Here is a 15,108-nt window from a genome sequence, read left to right as displayed (position 1 = left end):
TTTTAATCTTAAACTTAAGTCGAGGAAATTATGGCTAAAATTATCAATGTCATTGGTCGTGAGATCATGGATTCACGCGGCAACCCAACGGTTGAAGCTGAAGTGCATTTAGATGGCGGGTTTGTTGGTATGGCGGCTGCGCCGTCTGGAGCCTCTACCGGTAGCCGTGAAGCACTAGAGCTACGTGATGGCGACAAGAGTCGTTACATGGGTAAAGGTGTGTTAACGGCAGTCGCGAACATCAATGGTCCAATTCGCGATGCATTGCTGGGTAAAGATGCTGCAGCTCAAGCCGAGCTTGATCAGGTGATGATCGATCTTGATGGTACAGAAAACAAAGACAAGCTTGGCGCCAACGCTATTCTGGCAGTTTCTCTTGCTGCGGCTAAAGCTGCCGCTGCTTTTAAAGGCATCCCACTTTACGCGCATATTGCCGAGCTAAACGGTACTCCAGGCCAGTACTCTATGCCTGTGCCTATGATGAACATTCTTAATGGTGGCGAGCACGCCGATAACAACGTTGATATCCAAGAATTTATGGTTCAACCTGTTGGTGCTAAAAGCTTCCGTGAAGCACTGCGCATGGGCGCGGAGATCTTCCATAATTTGAAGAAAGTGCTGCAAGATAAAGGGCTAAGCACCGCCGTTGGTGATGAAGGTGGGTTTGCACCTAACCTAGCATCTAACGCCGAAGCGTTAGCGGTTATTAAGGTTGCAGTTGAAAAAGCCGGTTATACCTTAGGTGAAGACGTTACCCTAGCACTTGACTGCGCGGCCTCTGAGTTTTACAAAGATGGTCAATATGATCTGGCGGGTGAAGGTAAAAAGTTTGACTCAAACGGTTTCTCTGATTTCTTAAAATCATTGACCGAGCAATATCCGATTGTGTCTATCGAAGATGGCCTTGATGAGTCAGATTGGGATGGTTGGGCGTACCAAACACAAATCCTTGGCGACAAGATCCAACTTGTGGGTGACGATCTGTTTGTGACTAATACCAAGATTTTACAACGCGGCATCGACAACAATATCGCTAACTCAATCTTGATTAAGTTTAACCAGATTGGCTCGCTAACTGAGACCCTTGCGGCTATCCGCATGGCGAAAGCGGCTGGCTACACTGTTGTTATCTCTCATCGTAGTGGTGAAACGGAAGATGCAACCATTGCCGATCTGGCTGTGGCGACTGCAGCGGGCCAAATCAAGACGGGTTCACTGTGTCGTAGTGACCGTGTTGCTAAGTACAACCAATTGCTACGCATCGAAGAGCAGCTGGGTGAAAAAGCACCTTATAAAGGTCGCCTAGAGATTAAAGGGCAAGCATAAACGCCACTTTAACCAATAAATTATTAAAAGGTCACCACTTGGTGGCCTTTTTTGTTGTAATATCAGTGCAGAATTTCTAACAGTGATATAGCCATTAAGGATGAAGCGTCTTCTCATTGCCATGACCGTTTTATTTGGTCTACTTCAGTATCGACTCTGGTTTGGACAAAATAGCCTGCCAGAATCATTTCAGCTGCAAGAGCAGATCGCGCTGCAGCGACAAAGTAATGCCAAATTGATCGAGCGTAACCAAGTTCTCAAAGAGGAGATTAACGATCTTCGCCGTGGAACCGAAGCGCTCGAAGAGCGTGCGCGAAACGAACTTGGCATGGTTAAAAAAGGCGAAACTTTCTTCCGTGTTGTGGCCGAGCCCCAACGTAATGCAGATATTCATCGCTAACCGTATTTTACAAAGTACCTTTAAGGGCTAGGTGAAATCGCATACCTGTGACATGAGCTTTGATTAATGACACCAATTATTGAACACCTAGTTGCAATTGTTCCCGCTGCTGGCATTGGCAGCCGCATGGGTGCCGATATCCCTAAGCAATACTTGATGTTAGAACATCAACCGATTATTGCTCATACCTTAGATGTACTGTTGCAACATCCTAGGATCGCCCAAGTGATCGTGGCGCTGAGCCCAGATGATGCTTTTTTTGAATCCTTGCCTCAGGCGCATCACCCAAAACTAAAAGTGGTACAAGGGGGCAAGGAGCGAGCAGATTCGGTACTGTCGGGCTTATCGCATGTAGGGCAACACAGCTGGGCGTTAGTGCATGATGCGGCGCGGCCTTGTTTACACCCAAGTGATATTGATAAGTTAATCAGCGCTGTCGAGCTGCAAGCAGATAGTGCGCCTCAAGGGGCTATTTTGGCCATGCCAGTGCGTGACACCATGAAACGCAGCAATAAAGATGGCAATATTGATAGCACTATCTGCCGCAACAACTTGTGGCATGCGCTCACCCCGCAACTGTTTCCTGCCACCTCGCTTAAGGCCAACCTCAGTAACGCGCTAGCGCAAGGGGTGAATATCACTGATGAGGCATCAGCGATGGAGTGGGCAGGTGCGGCGCCGCAATTAGTGGTTGGCCGCGCTGACAATATCAAGGTGACTCACCCTGATGATTTACGCTTAGCGGCACTGTTTCTCAATAGTCGTGATTCATTGACGGCTTTCAATCACAAACAATAAGCGTTAACAGCAGTGAGATGAGCTGCAACGCGGGGATGACAGGTAAGTATGATGAATATTCGCATTGGTCATGGTTTCGATGTCCATAAATTTGGCGGTGAACTGCCGCTGATTTTAGGTGGCGTTGAAGTTCCCTACGATACGGGCTTAGTGGCGCATTCCGATGGCGATGTGGTGTTACACGCGATTAGCGATGCCATTTTGGGCGCGATGGCATTAGGCGATATTGGTAAGCACTTTCCTGATACCGATGCCGAGTTCAAAGGTGCCGACAGCCGAGTATTACTGCGCCACTGTTACCAACTCGCCATCGATAAAGGCTATCGCCTTGGTAATCTTGATGTCACAGTGATCGCACAGGCCCCTAAGATGCTGCCGCATATTGAAGCGATCCGCGCCTGTTTAGCCGCCGATTTAACCTGTGATATTGACGCGATAAATGTCAAAGCCACTACCACAGAAAAACTGGGATTTACTGGTCGAAAAGAAGGTATCGCGGTGGAAGCCGTAGTGCTGATGACAAGCAATAGTTAACAAGAGAATTTTATGAGTTCATTGCATTATTTACATGGCCAACCGCAAGCGAGCGCCGATCTTCGCACCCACAATCGTGATTTCATTGTTGAGGAGATTTTACCCTTTCTGCCTACCGGAGAAGGCGAACATCACATGCTGCATGTGCGTAAAGAGGGGTTAAATACCGCCGATGTGGCCAAAATGTTATCTAGTTTTGCGAAGGTCCATCCGAAAGAAGTCACCTTTGCCGGACAAAAAGATAAACATGCGATCACCGAGCAATGGTTTGGGGTCCGTATTCCGGGTAAAGAAACGCCAAAGTGGGATCAACTCAATAGTGAGCAATTGACCATATTAAGTAGCAGTCGTCACAGTAAAAAGCTACGCACTGGTGCGCTGGTGGGGAATCGTTTCACCTTAACGTTACGTGCAGTATCGGATATGGCTGATGTCATTAAACGGATTGAATTAGTTAAGCAAACTGGCGTCCCTAACTATTTTGGCGAACAACGGTTTGGTCATGACGGTAAGAATCTCATTTTTGGCCGACAGATGTTGGCTGGGCGTAATGTGAAAGATCGAAACAAACGCAGCATGTATTTATCGGCTGTGCGATCTAATCTCTATAACGAAGTGGTTTCTGCCCGTTTGGCTAAGTACGGTACCCAAGTGCTTGAGGGCGACTGTGTGATGTTGGCGGGCAGTAAAAGTTATTTTGTAGCCAACCCATGGGACGAGGCGTTGCTTGCACGTTTAGCCCAAAAAGACATTCAATTATCGGCACCATTATGGGGTCGTGGTCAACCGTTGTCACAAGCTGAAGCATTAGCATTTGAAACCTCCATTTCAGAGCAGTTTGCTGAAGATTGTAATGGACTCGAACAAGCGGGACTTAATCAAGAGCGCCGCACCTTGCTGCTTGAGCCACAACATTTGAGTTATGAAACCGACGAAGATGCACTAGTCATTAAGTTTATTTTGCCCGCAGGCTGCTTTGCCACATCACTGCTCAGAGAGTTGGTCGATTACCAAGACGTTAATGAGCGAGAGTTTAATGCCAGACGAGTTGCTCGTGCAGAAGGTGTAGCTCAAGATGATTAAGATATTGGTGAGTAATGATGATGGTGTTACCGCGCCAGGCATCGCCGCCTTATCTCAGGCGTTATCTGCACAATATGATGTGATGACCGTTGGCCCTGATCGTAATTGTTCCGGTGCGAGTAACTCCCTAACCTTGACTAATCCATTGCGAATTAATAAGTTAGATAATGGGTATATCTCAGTTAGCGGTACGCCCACCGATTGTGTACATCTGGCGATTCGCGAGTTGTACGAACAAGAGCCTGATATTGTGGTCTCAGGGATCAACGCTGGTGCAAACATGGGCGACGACACTCTCTATTCAGGCACCGTAGCCGCTGCGATGGAAGGGCGTTTTTTGGGATTACCAGCTATTGCCATCTCTTTGGTGGGGCGCGAGCTCAATCACTATGACACGGCTGCAGCGGTGGCGTGTAAAATCGTGGCTGGCTTGATTAAGGCGCCGATCGCCCAAGATCAAATTTTAAATGTGAATGTGCCTGACTTACCGCTTGAACACATCAAGGGGATTAAAGTGACCCGTCTTGGCGCCAGACACAGAGCTGAGGGAATGGTGAGAACCTTAGATCCTGCCGGACGAGAGATATTCTGGCTAGGCCCTCCAGGTCAAGAGCAAGATGCCAGTGAAGGTACCGACTTTGATGCCGTCGCTAAAGGTTACGTATCTGTCACACCTTTGACTGTGGATCTGACCGCCTATGAACAAATTCCAAAACTGAAACAATGGATTGAGCAACTATGAATGGTGTAGCCACCGCATCGGCATTGAATTTGGCAAACGCTTTACGAGGCGCAGGCATCGGTAATCAAGCCGTGTTGTCTGTTGTGGCAAAAACCCCTAGAGAGCTGTTTCTTGATGCAGCTTTGGGCCATAAAGCGTATGAAAATACAGCCTTGCCTATTGGGCAAGGTCAAACTATTTCACAACCCTATATTGTTGCCAAGATGACCGAGCTGTTGCTTGAATCCAAGCCCAAAAAGGTGTTAGAAATCGGTACGGGCTCTGGTTATCAGGCGGCGATACTGGCTCAATTGGTAGATGAATTATGTACCGTTGAGCGGATTAAAAGTCTGCAAATTCAGGCGCGGCAACGCTTAAAACGTCTCGATTTACACAATGTGTCGTTTAAGTACGGTGATGGTTGGAAAGGTTGGGCGAATAAAGGTCCATTCGATGCCATTATGGTCACAGCGGCAGCGGCCAGTATCCCGCAAGACTTGTTGGCCCAGCTAAGTCCACAAGGCGTGTTGATTATTCCTGTTGGTCAAGAAACACAACAGCTGCTACGCGTGACCCGTTATGGCGATGACTATCGGTCTGAGACGATCGAAATGGTCAAATTTGTGCCGCTGGTTAATGGTGAACTGGCCTAATGTCAGTACAGATATCATATGCTTAGCCTTAGGCATATCGTGTCTGGTACAGTCGGCTGCACCTGCATGTGTGGCGGCAGACTTTCTGTGAGCGCTGGAGCGATACGATACCTGTTATTGCTTATGCTATTGCTGCTGCTCACGGCTTGTAGCTTTCAAGCGGATAGACCTGCACCTGTGGTGAGTATTAATTCCCCTGTTAAAAAACAGTATCAAAAAGGTGGTCTGACCTCTGAGCGTTACCGAGTCAAAAAGGGTGACACCTTGTACTCAATCTCGTGGGCCGCTAATAAAGATTTTGTTGATATCGCTAGGCACAATGGGCTTAAAAAGCCCTATACCATCTTTCCTGGTCAGGTGTTAAATCTCAAAATGACCAAGCCCGTTGCAACTAGAGTTAAGGCTCAAAATCGGAATGGAAATACGCCTAAAGTTGCAACTCTTCCAAGTAAAACACTTAATAAACAACATGTTGAAAGTCGTGCTTCGAATAATACTACGAAAGCAACTGTTGCAAAAAAATCACTTGATCAGACCTCAAATTCTGCGTACCCTGTATCAAGTGGTCAACAACCTGTTAACAATGTTATCCACAAGCCAAAGTCGACCTTGCCACAGAAAGTACATCGTTGGCATTGGCCTGTAAAAGGAAAGTTGATTGGAAAATTCTCTGCCAAAGAGCAAGGAAATAAAGGGATTAAGATAGCTGGAACGCGAGGTGAACGCATTCAAGCAGCGGCAGATGGACGTGTCGTTTATGCAGGAAATGCGCTTCGAGGTTACGGTAATCTAGTGATTATTAAGCATAGTGATGATTATTTAAGTGCTTATGCTCATGCAGATAAAATCTTAGTCAAGGAAAAGCAATTCGTAACAGTAGGACAAGCGGTTGCGAGTATGGGGAAAACGGGTACCAATCGGGTCATGTTACATTTTGAAATCCGATACCATGGTAAATCAGTCGACCCACTTAAATTTTTGCCTAAAACATAATTTTTTTAGGCGCCATTTTGGCAATTGGAGGATAAAAACGTGCAGTAATTCAGTGAGTAAAATTTGGGAGAACTATTATGGGTCGTAAAACAACTACCGCAATAGCGGAGACCTTAGTTGACTTGTCTAAGAATGAGTCTGATGTTTCACTGTTAAATAGCAAAGAGAGCGTAAAAGAAGCCGAACTGGAACAGCAAGTACAAGATGATTTGCAAAAGAATTTAGATGCCACACAGCTGTATCTAAGTGAGATTGGATTTTCCCCCCTGTTGAGTGCGGAGGAAGAGGTTTATTTTTCACGTAAGTCCCTTAAGGGCTGTGCTAAATCTCGTAACCGTATGATTGAGAGTAATCTCAGACTCGTCGTAAAAATCGCTCGTCGTTACAACAACCGTGGTTTAGCGTTACTCGACCTTATCGAAGAGGGTAATTTAGGCTTGATCCGCGCGGTTGAGAAGTTTGACCCAGAACGTGGTTTTCGCTTCTCAACTTATGCCACATGGTGGATAAGGCAAACGATAGAACGTGCCATTATGAATCAAACTCGCACGATTCGTTTACCCATACATGTGGTCAAAGAACTTAATGTTTATTTACGCACCGCCCGAGAACTGGCGCATAAGTTGGACCATGAGCCAACCGCCGAAGAGATTGCTGAGAAGCTAGATCTTCCCAGTGCCGATGTGAGTCGTATGTTGAAGTTAAATGAGCGCATTACCTCGGTAGATACCCCGTTAGGCGGTGACAGTGATAAAGCGCTGCTCGATGTATTGGCCGATGACGACAGTGTCGGGCCTGACTATAAAGTACAAGATGAGGATATGTCTAAATCTGTGGTTCGCTGGTTAGATGAGCTGAACAGTAAGCAGCGTGAAGTATTAGCGCGCCGTTTTGGTTTATTAGGATATGAACCTTCAACCCTAGAAAATGTGGGTAAAGAGATAGGCTTGACTCGAGAGCGAGTTCGCCAGATCCAAGTAGAAGCATTGAAGCGCCTTAAAGACTTACTTGGTGCACAGGGATTGTCGGTAGAAGCTATTTTTCGCCCATAAGGTCGCAATACTATCGAGTATTTAGTATCAGCACATAAGTTTGGTGAAAAAGTAAAATAGCTAAGCCTGATTGCCGTTATTATGGATATTGTAGAATATAAAAAAGCGCACCAAAAATGGTACGCTTTTTTGCTTTTAGCATTGAGTGTCAGGCTCAATAGCCTTACTGAGCCTTAATTTTCACATGGCCGTTAACGTAATTGCTTCAGTTGATATAGCAAATCCAATGCTTGTTTAGGTGAGAGTTGATCGGGGTCGATACTGTCTAAGTGTTTAAGTGCTGCCGATTCTTCTGGCGCACTAAAGCTCATGACCTGTTGTGTATCACTTGGCAATCCATTATCTCTATCGCGGCTCTCTAAATGATGTAATTTGTGTTTAGCCGCTTGAACCACTTTACTTGGTACCCCCGCTAATGCCGCGACCTGTAGCCCATAACTCTTACTCGCCGCCCCTTCTTGCACAGCATGCATAAAGGCAATGGTGTCTCCATGTTCAATGGCATCAAGGTGGACATTAACCACATTTTCCAGTAATTCTGGCAACTGAGTTAATTCAAAGTAATGGGTCGCAAATAGCGTCATTGCTTTGAGGTTATTGGCCAGGTGTTCAGCGGCAGACCATGCCAAAGATAGACCATCATAAGTCGAGGTGCCGCGGCCAATTTCATCCATTAAGACTAAACTTTCTGGCGTTGCATTATGCAAAATATTGGCGGTTTCTGTCATCTCGACCATAAAGGTAGAGCGACCCGAAGCCAGATCGTCGGCGGCGCCAATGCGGGTGAAAATACGATCTACCGGCCCAATGGCAGCGCGCTGTGCAGGCACAAAACTCCCGATATGAGCCATTAGGGTGATCAACGCGACTTGACGCATGTAGGTAGACTTACCGCCCATATTGGGACCTGTTACGATTAACATGCGCCGCTGTGGGCTTAAGTTAACCGGATTGGCAATAAAGGGCGTTTGGCTAACCTGTTCGACAACCGGATGGCGCCCAGCATCAATATCAATACCGTTATGTGCGGTCAGTTCGGGGCGATGGTAATTGAACAGATCGGCGCGCTCAGCAAAATTGCTGATCACATCTAACTCGGCAGCAGCCCTAGCAAATAGTTGTAGCTCATGCAGTTTAGGCATGAGCAAATCGAACAACTCGTCCCAGAGTTGTTTTTCAAGTGCCAACGCCTTGCCTTGGCTCGAGAGCACTTTCTCCTCATGCTCTTTGAGTTCGGCGATAATGTAGCGCTCGGTATTTTTTAATGTTTGGCGGCGTTGATAGCTTAGCGGCACTAAGTCAGATTCTCTGCGGCTAATCTCAATGTAATAACCATGTACGCGGTTATAGCCCACCTTGAGGGTCGATGCCCCGGTTGCTTGTTTCTCTCTGGCTTCCAGATCTGCTAAATAATCGGTGGCACCTTGGCTAAGTGCACGCCACTCATCGAGCTCTTGATGGTAGCCAGGTTTTAATACACCACCGTCACGGATCAGCATGGGGGGATTATCGACAATGGCACGGCTCAGTAATGCGTGCTCTTCGGGAAATTCTCCCAGCATTATCGCAAGGTTGCTCAAATGTTGACTGTGGCAATTAGCTAATAGTTGTTTGATTGCAGGCAACAAAGATAACGATTGACGTAAGCGAGCAAAATCGCGAGGACGAGCACTGCGCAGGGCTAAACGGGCGGTGATACGCTCAACGTCTCCCAAGGTTTTTAATTGATCGTGCAGGGTTTCAAAGTCGCCAGAGCTGAGCAGTTCTTCGACCGAATCATGGCGGGCGCGGATGGTGTGATGATTGCGCAGTGGCTCATGGATCCAGCGCTGCAACATACGGCTTCCCATGGGGGTTGCTGTATTGTCGAGGATGGCGGCTAAGGTGTTATCAAAGCCACCTTGCAGGTTTTTAGTCAGTTCGAGATTACGGCGTGTCGCCGCATCGAGAATAATACTGTCGCACTGATTAAAGCGAACAATCGAGTTGATATGGGGTAAGGCGGTACGTTGAGTGTCTTTAACATACTGCATCAGACAACCCGCGGCCTGAAGCGAGAGCCTAACGTCACCTAACCCAAAGCCATAAAGATCTTTGGTGCCAAATTGTGCCAGTAATAATTGATAGCTAGTGTCGTAGTCAAATTCCCACTCTGGGCGCCGACGTTTACCATTAAAGCTGGCAATAAGGCCCATCTCACTAAAATCTTCACTGTGTAACAGTTCGGCAGGATTAGTGCGCTGTAATTCAGCTTCTAACGCTTCTCTGCTGGGAAGTTCAGTGACAACAAAACGTCCTGAGGAGACATCTAGCGTGGCATAACCGAAGCCGACTTTGCCATGATATACCGCTGCCAATAAATTATCTTGCCGCTCTTGTAATAAGGCTTCATCGGTTAAGGTGCCAGGCGTGACGATACGTACCACTTTGCGTTCAACTGGGCCTTTGGACGTAGCCGGATCGCCCACTTGTTCACAAATGGCCACTGACACACGTAATTGCACCAATTTTGCGAGGTAGCCTTCGACCGCATGATAAGGAATACCCGCCATAGGGATAGGGTCGCCGCCACTCTTGCCGCGAGCGGTTAATGAGATCCCCAGCAGCTCAGAGGCTAACTTGGCATCATCATAGAACAACTCATAGAAGTCACCCATACGATAAAACAGTAACATATCAGGTGCTTCGGCTTTTAGCGTCAGATATTGACGCATCATTGGGGTGTGTTTCTCGAGGTTTTGAATATCAACTGCGTTCATGAAGTAACCAAGGTATCCTGCAAAAAAAGCTCAGCATAACAACCCTTAGGTTGCTAGCGTATGATTGGCGCCAATATTAGCAATAATTTCACTTTAACGGGCGTATTTATCCAGCCAAAATTGTATTATTTAAACTCAACTGAGCTCAACCCTAGGCTAAGTGGCTGTTTTAAAGTTAGTAAAAAATAATCATCAACAGTACTTGATACTGTATGATTGTACAGTATACTAGTCAGCATATTGAGACACATAAAGCACAGCTCGTTGTAAGCGCTATGCTTTATCCTAACGGATTTACCACAGCGCAACGCCTGTGATAGAGAGGAAAGCACCATGAAGATAGATGCAAATAAAGAGAAAGCCCTTAACGCGGTTCTAGGTCAAATTGAGAAACAATTTGGTAAAGGATCCATCATGAAGTTAGGTGAAAACCGCTCTATGGATGTTGAGACTATCTCTACAGGCTCTCTATCATTAGATGTTGCACTCGGTGCAGGTGGTTTACCCCTAGGCCGTATCGTTGAAATTTATGGCCCTGAGTCATCAGGTAAAACCACCTTGACCCTTGAGGTGATTGCGGCAGCGCAGCGTGATGGCAAAGTGTGTGCCTTTATCGATGCCGAGCATGCGCTTGACCCGATTTATGCGCAAAAGCTAGGTGTTGATATTGATAACCTATTATGCTCTCAACCAGATACGGGTGAGCAAGCGTTAGAGATTTGTGACGCCTTGACTCGCAGCGGCGCGGTTGATGTGATCATTGTCGACTCGGTGGCTGCGTTAACCCCTAAGGCTGAAATTGAAGGTGAGATCGGTGACTCACACATGGGCTTAGCGGCGCGTATGATGAGCCAAGCAATGCGTAAGCTTGCCGGTAACCTTAAGCAATCTAACACGCTACTTATCTTCATTAACCAAATTCGTATGAAAATTGGTGTGATGTTTGGTAACCCAGAAACCACAACAGGTGGTAACGCACTGAAGTTTTATGCCTCGGTTCGTCTTGATATTCGCCGCACTGGCGCGATTAAAGATCGTGATGAAGTTATAGGTAACGAAACTCGCGTTAAAGTGGTTAAAAACAAAATTGCTGCGCCGTTTAAGCAAGCTGAATTCCAAATCCTTTATGGCGAAGGCATCAACCGTACAGGTGAGTTAGTCGACCTAGGTGTAGCGCATAAACTGATTGAGAAAGCCGGTGCTTGGTACAGCTATAAAGGTGACAAGATTGGCCAAGGCCGCGCAAACGCCGGTAAATACCTAACAGAAAACCCAGAAATTGCCAAAGAGATCGATACCGCACTGCGTGCCATGCTGCTTGGTGGCCAAAAAGTGGCTGCTGAACCTGCCGTTAGCGACGAGAATATCGACTTAGAAACAGGTGAAGTGTTTTAAGTACTAACTTGTTATGACAGCTTCTGCTATGCATATCGCGGTTGGGCTCCTTGCCCGCCGCGACTATTCACGCCATCAAATCAAAACTAAACTGCTTCAAAAAGGCTTTGAGTTAAGCGAAATTGAGCCTGTACTCGACCGTTGTGTCGATAATGGTTTTTTAGATGACGCTCGCTTTGCCGCCTTATTACTGCGTTCTCATATTAGCAAGGGCCATGGTCAAAACCGCATCCGTCAATCGATGGCGCAAAAAGGATTATCGAAAGAGGCGATTGAAAGGGCATTAAACAATAGTGATTGTGACTGGTTTGAGCTAGCAAAATCAAAAGCCAATAAAAAATTTGCTAATAATGGGCCTATTAGCGATCAAAAAGATCGTGCTAAACGTGTACGTTATTTAATGGGCCAAGGTTATAGCTTCGATCAAATCGCCTACGCGCTAGAGGTTGACTCCGATATATGATGATTCATGTTTGCTTGCTTCAATAATCATGTCTGCTGGTTATTTCCCTTCTGTACTTGCCTTTTTGTTCGTTTATCTCACTTCCTAGGTTAAACCTCTGGTTGTTCAACAATAGACTGCTTATAATGTTGGGCTAACTATGAGTGTCGGTGAAGTTTCAATTGTCACCGCGAATGTAACCTAATTCAGGATGATTTCATGTATCAAACCACTGCAGCGCTGAGAAGTGCTTTCTTGGAGTTCTTCCGCAGAAATAGTCACCAGGTAGTGGACAGCAGTTCACTGGTACCTGGCAATGATCCGACCTTGTTGTTCACCAACGCAGGTATGAACCAGTTTAAAGATGTCTTTCTTGGTGAAGATAAGCGCGATTACACTAGGGCGACAACCTCGCAACGCTGTGTACGCGCTGGTGGCAAGCACAACGATTTGGATAACGTAGGTTATACCGCGCGTCACCATACCTTTTTTGAAATGCTTGGTAACTTCAGCTTCGGCGATTATTTTAAGCAAGAAGCAATCACCTTCGCTTGGACCTTTCTAACGGAAGAGTTAAAGCTGCCCAAAGAACGTCTGTGCGTCACGATTTATGAAACCGATGATGAAGCCTTCGAGATTTGGAACAAAAAGATTGGTGTTGCGGCTGAAAACATTATTCGTATCGGTGATAACAAAGGCGCTGCTTACGCTTCAGATAACTTCTGGCAAATGGGCGATACCGGTCCTTGTGGTCCTTGTTCTGAAATTTTCTATGATCATGGCGAGCATATCTGGGGTGGCCGTCCTGGCACGCCAGAAGAAGACGGTGACCGCTTCATTGAAATTTGGAACATCGTATTTATGCAGTACAACCGTCAAGCTGACGGTGCCATGGAGCCACTGCCTAAGCCTTCGGTTGATACTGGTATGGGCATTGAGCGTATTGCCGCCATTATGCAAGGCGTACATTCCAACTATGAAATCGATATTTTCCAAACCCTGATTAAAAAGGCCGCTGAGATTCTGAATGTTAGCGACCTTAACAATAACTCGCTAAAGGTTATCGCCGATCATATTCGCTCTTGTGCCTTCCTGATTGCCGATGGTGTGATGCCATCGAACGAAGGTCGTGGTTATGTATTGCGCCGCATTATTCGCCGTGCCGTGCGCCACGGCAATAAGCTAGGTGCTACCGAATCATTTTTCTACAAGCTAGTACCGACGCTGATTGATGTGATGGGCGATGCAGCGAAAGGCCTTAAAGAGACACAAGCCATTGTAGAAAAGTCGCTTCAAGCGGAAGAAGAGCAGTTTGCGCGTACCCTTGAGCGTGGTTTAGGCATTTTAGATAATGCCCTTAATGGGCTCGACGGCAAGGTACTTGACGGCGAAACGGCATTTAAACTCTATGATACTTATGGCTTCCCTGTCGATTTGACGGCTGATGTGTGCCGCGAACGTGATATTACCGTAGATGAAGCCGGTTTCGAGGCCGCGATGGCTGAGCAGCGTCGCCGCGCCCAAGCGGCAGGGCAGTTCGATGCCAATTACAACGAAGGGCTTAAAATTGATCAACATACCCACTTCTGTGGTTATAGTGATCTTAATGGCGAAGCCAAAGTGGTTGCCCTGTATCGTGATGGTCAAGCCGTGACTGAACTGTCAGTAGGTGAGGATGCGGTGATTGTGCTGGAAAGTACTCCGTTTTATGGGGAATCTGGTGGACAATGCGGTGACAAAGGCTTACTGAGTGGCGATGGCGCTGAGTTTGTTGTGAGCGACACGCAAAAGTATGGCCAAGCGGTTGGGCATGTCGGTAAACTGCAAACCGGTACTATCCGTGTTGGCCAAGTGTTGTTGGCTGAGGTCGATAAAAAATTAAGACATCGCACCGAGCTAAACCACTCTGTCACGCATCTGTTACATGCTGCGCTGCGCCAAGTGCTAGGCAGTCATGTGAGCCAAAAGGGATCGTTGGTTGATCCTGAGCGCCTGCGTTTTGACTTTTCTCATTTCGAAGCGGTAAAGCCGGCAGAACTGCAAGCGGTAGAAGATTTAGTGAATACCCAAATCCGTCGTAACCACGAGCTTAAGGCTGAGGTGATGGATATTGAACAAGCTAAAGCACAAGGTGCGATGGCCTTGTTTGGTGAAAAATATGACTCTCAGGTACGTGTTGTAACCATGGGCGATTTTTCTATCGAACTTTGTGGTGGTACTCACGTTGGACGTACGGGCGATATTGGCCTGTTTAAGATCACCTCTGAAGGTGGTATTGCAGCTGGTATTCGCCGTATTGAGGCGGTAACGGGTGCAGCTGCAATGGCATATGTGCGTGAGCAACAGTCTCAGCTTGAACTGGCTGCCAGCTTGCTTAAAAGCGACAGTGCTTCCGTGGTGGCCAAGCTTAAGGCGCAACTTGATAAAACCAAGCAGCTTGAAAAAGAGTTGTCACAACTTAAAGACAAGTTAGCGGCAGCAACCAGTGCCGATCTCGCTGGAGAAGCCATCGACCTTGGCGGTATCAAGGTATTGGTTAAAAAGCTTGAAGGTGTTGATGCTGGCGCACTACGTGGCTTGCAAGATGAACTTAAGCAGAAATTACAATCAGGCATCGTGGTGCTTGGTATTGCTGGTGACGAGAAAGTTAATCTGATCGTGGGCGTGACTAAAGACTTAACCGCCAAAGTGAAGGCTGGCGAACTGGTCGGTATGATAGCTCCTCAGGTTGGCGGTAAGGGCGGTGGTCGCCCTGATATGGCTCAAGCCGGTGGCAGCGAACCTGCTAAGCTCGACAGCGCCTTGGCGTCTGTACTGCCTTGGTTAACTGAACGTCTAGGGTAAGTTTCATTATTGAATAACCCCTATTGAATAAAAAAGCGCTCATTGAGCGCTTTTTTTATCTCTTCGGCGCCTATATCGATATAAAGGTGGCTTACCTCCAATGAGTGG

Annotated in this window: 13 protein-coding genes; 12 read left to right on the top strand and 1 reads right to left on the bottom strand. The window is 46.9% G+C overall.

Features of this window, described 5'->3' with window-relative positions; translation table 11 throughout:
* Window positions 1–30 precede the first annotated feature (30 nt).
* From eno to rpoS, 9 genes are all read left to right on the top strand, one after another.
* Window positions 31–1,326 carry a phosphopyruvate hydratase gene (gene eno / locus AC5YB1_RS14640; protein WP_494519773.1) on the top strand — a complete coding sequence of 432 codons (1,296 nt, stop codon included), beginning with the start codon at window positions 31–33 and terminating at the stop codon, window positions 1,324–1,326.
* Between the two features lie 100 nt (window positions 1,327–1,426).
* Window positions 1,427–1,726: a cell division protein FtsB gene (ftsB, locus tag AC5YB1_RS14635; protein WP_494519772.1), complete on the top strand. Its 300-nt coding sequence runs from the start codon at window positions 1,427–1,429 to the stop codon at window positions 1,724–1,726.
* A 66-nt stretch (window positions 1,727–1,792) separates the two neighbouring features.
* On the top strand, window positions 1,793–2,524 hold the full coding sequence (gene ispD, locus AC5YB1_RS14630) for a 2-C-methyl-D-erythritol 4-phosphate cytidylyltransferase (protein WP_494519771.1): 732 nt from the start codon (window positions 1,793–1,795) through the stop codon (window positions 2,522–2,524).
* Between the two features lie 51 nt (window positions 2,525–2,575).
* Window positions 2,576–3,058: a 2-C-methyl-D-erythritol 2,4-cyclodiphosphate synthase gene (gene ispF, locus AC5YB1_RS14625; protein WP_494521652.1), complete on the top strand. Its 483-nt coding sequence runs from the start codon at window positions 2,576–2,578 to the stop codon at window positions 3,056–3,058.
* A gap of 12 nt (window positions 3,059–3,070) precedes the next feature.
* A complete protein-coding gene (gene truD, locus AC5YB1_RS14620; RefSeq protein WP_494519770.1) occupies window positions 3,071–4,141 on the top strand; it encodes a tRNA pseudouridine(13) synthase TruD in 1,071 nt (356 codons plus the stop codon).
* Window positions 4,134–4,883, top strand: a complete 750-nt coding sequence (gene surE / locus AC5YB1_RS14615; RefSeq protein WP_494519769.1) for a 5'/3'-nucleotidase SurE — start codon at window positions 4,134–4,136, stop codon at window positions 4,881–4,883. Before truD ends, surE begins: the two co-directional genes overlap by 8 nt.
* Complete coding sequence (locus AC5YB1_RS14610) at window positions 4,880–5,515, top strand: protein-L-isoaspartate(D-aspartate) O-methyltransferase (RefSeq protein WP_494519768.1); 636 nt, start codon at window positions 4,880–4,882, stop codon at window positions 5,513–5,515. Before surE ends, AC5YB1_RS14610 begins: the two co-directional genes overlap by 4 nt.
* A 123-nt stretch (window positions 5,516–5,638) precedes the next feature.
* Complete coding sequence (locus tag AC5YB1_RS14605; RefSeq protein ID WP_494521651.1) at window positions 5,639–6,508, top strand: peptidoglycan DD-metalloendopeptidase family protein; 870 nt, start codon at window positions 5,639–5,641, stop codon at window positions 6,506–6,508.
* A 77-nt stretch (window positions 6,509–6,585) separates the two neighbouring features.
* Window positions 6,586–7,560, top strand: a complete 975-nt coding sequence (gene rpoS, locus AC5YB1_RS14600) for an RNA polymerase sigma factor RpoS (RefSeq protein ID WP_494519767.1) — start codon at window positions 6,586–6,588, stop codon at window positions 7,558–7,560.
* A 191-nt stretch (window positions 7,561–7,751) separates the two neighbouring features.
* Here the strand turns inward: rpoS and mutS are convergent, their stop codons facing one another.
* Window positions 7,752–10,319, bottom strand: a complete 2,568-nt coding sequence (gene mutS, locus AC5YB1_RS14595) for a DNA mismatch repair protein MutS (RefSeq protein ID WP_494519766.1) — start codon at window positions 10,317–10,319, stop codon at window positions 7,752–7,754.
* A 333-nt stretch (window positions 10,320–10,652) separates the two neighbouring features.
* Here mutS and recA point away from each other — a divergent pair, with 333 nt between their 5' ends.
* The 3 genes from recA (at window position 10,653) to alaS (ending at window position 15,000) form a co-directional block, all read left to right on the top strand.
* Complete coding sequence (recA, locus tag AC5YB1_RS14590; RefSeq protein WP_494519765.1) at window positions 10,653–11,714, top strand: recombinase RecA; 1,062 nt, start codon at window positions 10,653–10,655, stop codon at window positions 11,712–11,714.
* A gap of 13 nt (window positions 11,715–11,727) precedes the next feature.
* A complete protein-coding gene (gene recX / locus AC5YB1_RS14585; protein WP_494519764.1) occupies window positions 11,728–12,177 on the top strand; it encodes a recombination regulator RecX in 450 nt (149 codons plus the stop codon).
* 198 nt (window positions 12,178–12,375) lie between these two features.
* The gene (gene alaS / locus AC5YB1_RS14580) at window positions 12,376–15,000 is read left to right on the top strand and encodes an alanine--tRNA ligase (protein WP_494519763.1); all 2,625 of its coding nucleotides are present in this window, start codon (window positions 12,376–12,378) and stop codon (window positions 14,998–15,000) included.
* Window positions 15,001–15,108 lie beyond the last annotated feature (108 nt).

It is taken from the genome of Shewanella sp. 433, assembly GCF_059338565.1.
The sequence above is the reverse complement of the archived record's forward strand: the minus strand, read 5'-3'. Positions and strand labels throughout refer to the sequence as shown.

Coding starts and splice junctions, on each gene's coding strand:
- AC5YB1_RS14605 (WP_494521651.1), top strand. CDS start 5,639: ATGCTATTGCTGCTGCTCACGGCTTGTAGCTTTCAAGCGGATAGACCT.
- ispD (WP_494519771.1), top strand. CDS start 1,793: ATGACACCAATTATTGAACACCTAGTTGCAATTGTTCCCGCTGCTGGC.
- AC5YB1_RS14610 (WP_494519768.1), top strand. CDS start 4,880: ATGAATGGTGTAGCCACCGCATCGGCATTGAATTTGGCAAACGCTTTA.
- ftsB (WP_494519772.1), top strand. CDS start 1,427: ATGAAGCGTCTTCTCATTGCCATGACCGTTTTATTTGGTCTACTTCAG.
- alaS (WP_494519763.1), top strand. CDS start 12,376: ATGTATCAAACCACTGCAGCGCTGAGAAGTGCTTTCTTGGAGTTCTTC.
- ispF (WP_494521652.1), top strand. CDS start 2,576: ATGAATATTCGCATTGGTCATGGTTTCGATGTCCATAAATTTGGCGGT.
- surE (WP_494519769.1), top strand. CDS start 4,134: ATGATTAAGATATTGGTGAGTAATGATGATGGTGTTACCGCGCCAGGC.
- eno (WP_494519773.1), top strand. CDS start 31: ATGGCTAAAATTATCAATGTCATTGGTCGTGAGATCATGGATTCACGC.
- recA (WP_494519765.1), top strand. CDS start 10,653: ATGAAGATAGATGCAAATAAAGAGAAAGCCCTTAACGCGGTTCTAGGT.
- mutS (WP_494519766.1), bottom strand. CDS start 10,319: ATGAACGCAGTTGATATTCAAAACCTCGAGAAACACACCCCAATGATG.
- recX (WP_494519764.1), top strand. CDS start 11,728: ATGACAGCTTCTGCTATGCATATCGCGGTTGGGCTCCTTGCCCGCCGC.
- rpoS (WP_494519767.1), top strand. CDS start 6,586: ATGGGTCGTAAAACAACTACCGCAATAGCGGAGACCTTAGTTGACTTG.
- truD (WP_494519770.1), top strand. CDS start 3,071: ATGAGTTCATTGCATTATTTACATGGCCAACCGCAAGCGAGCGCCGAT.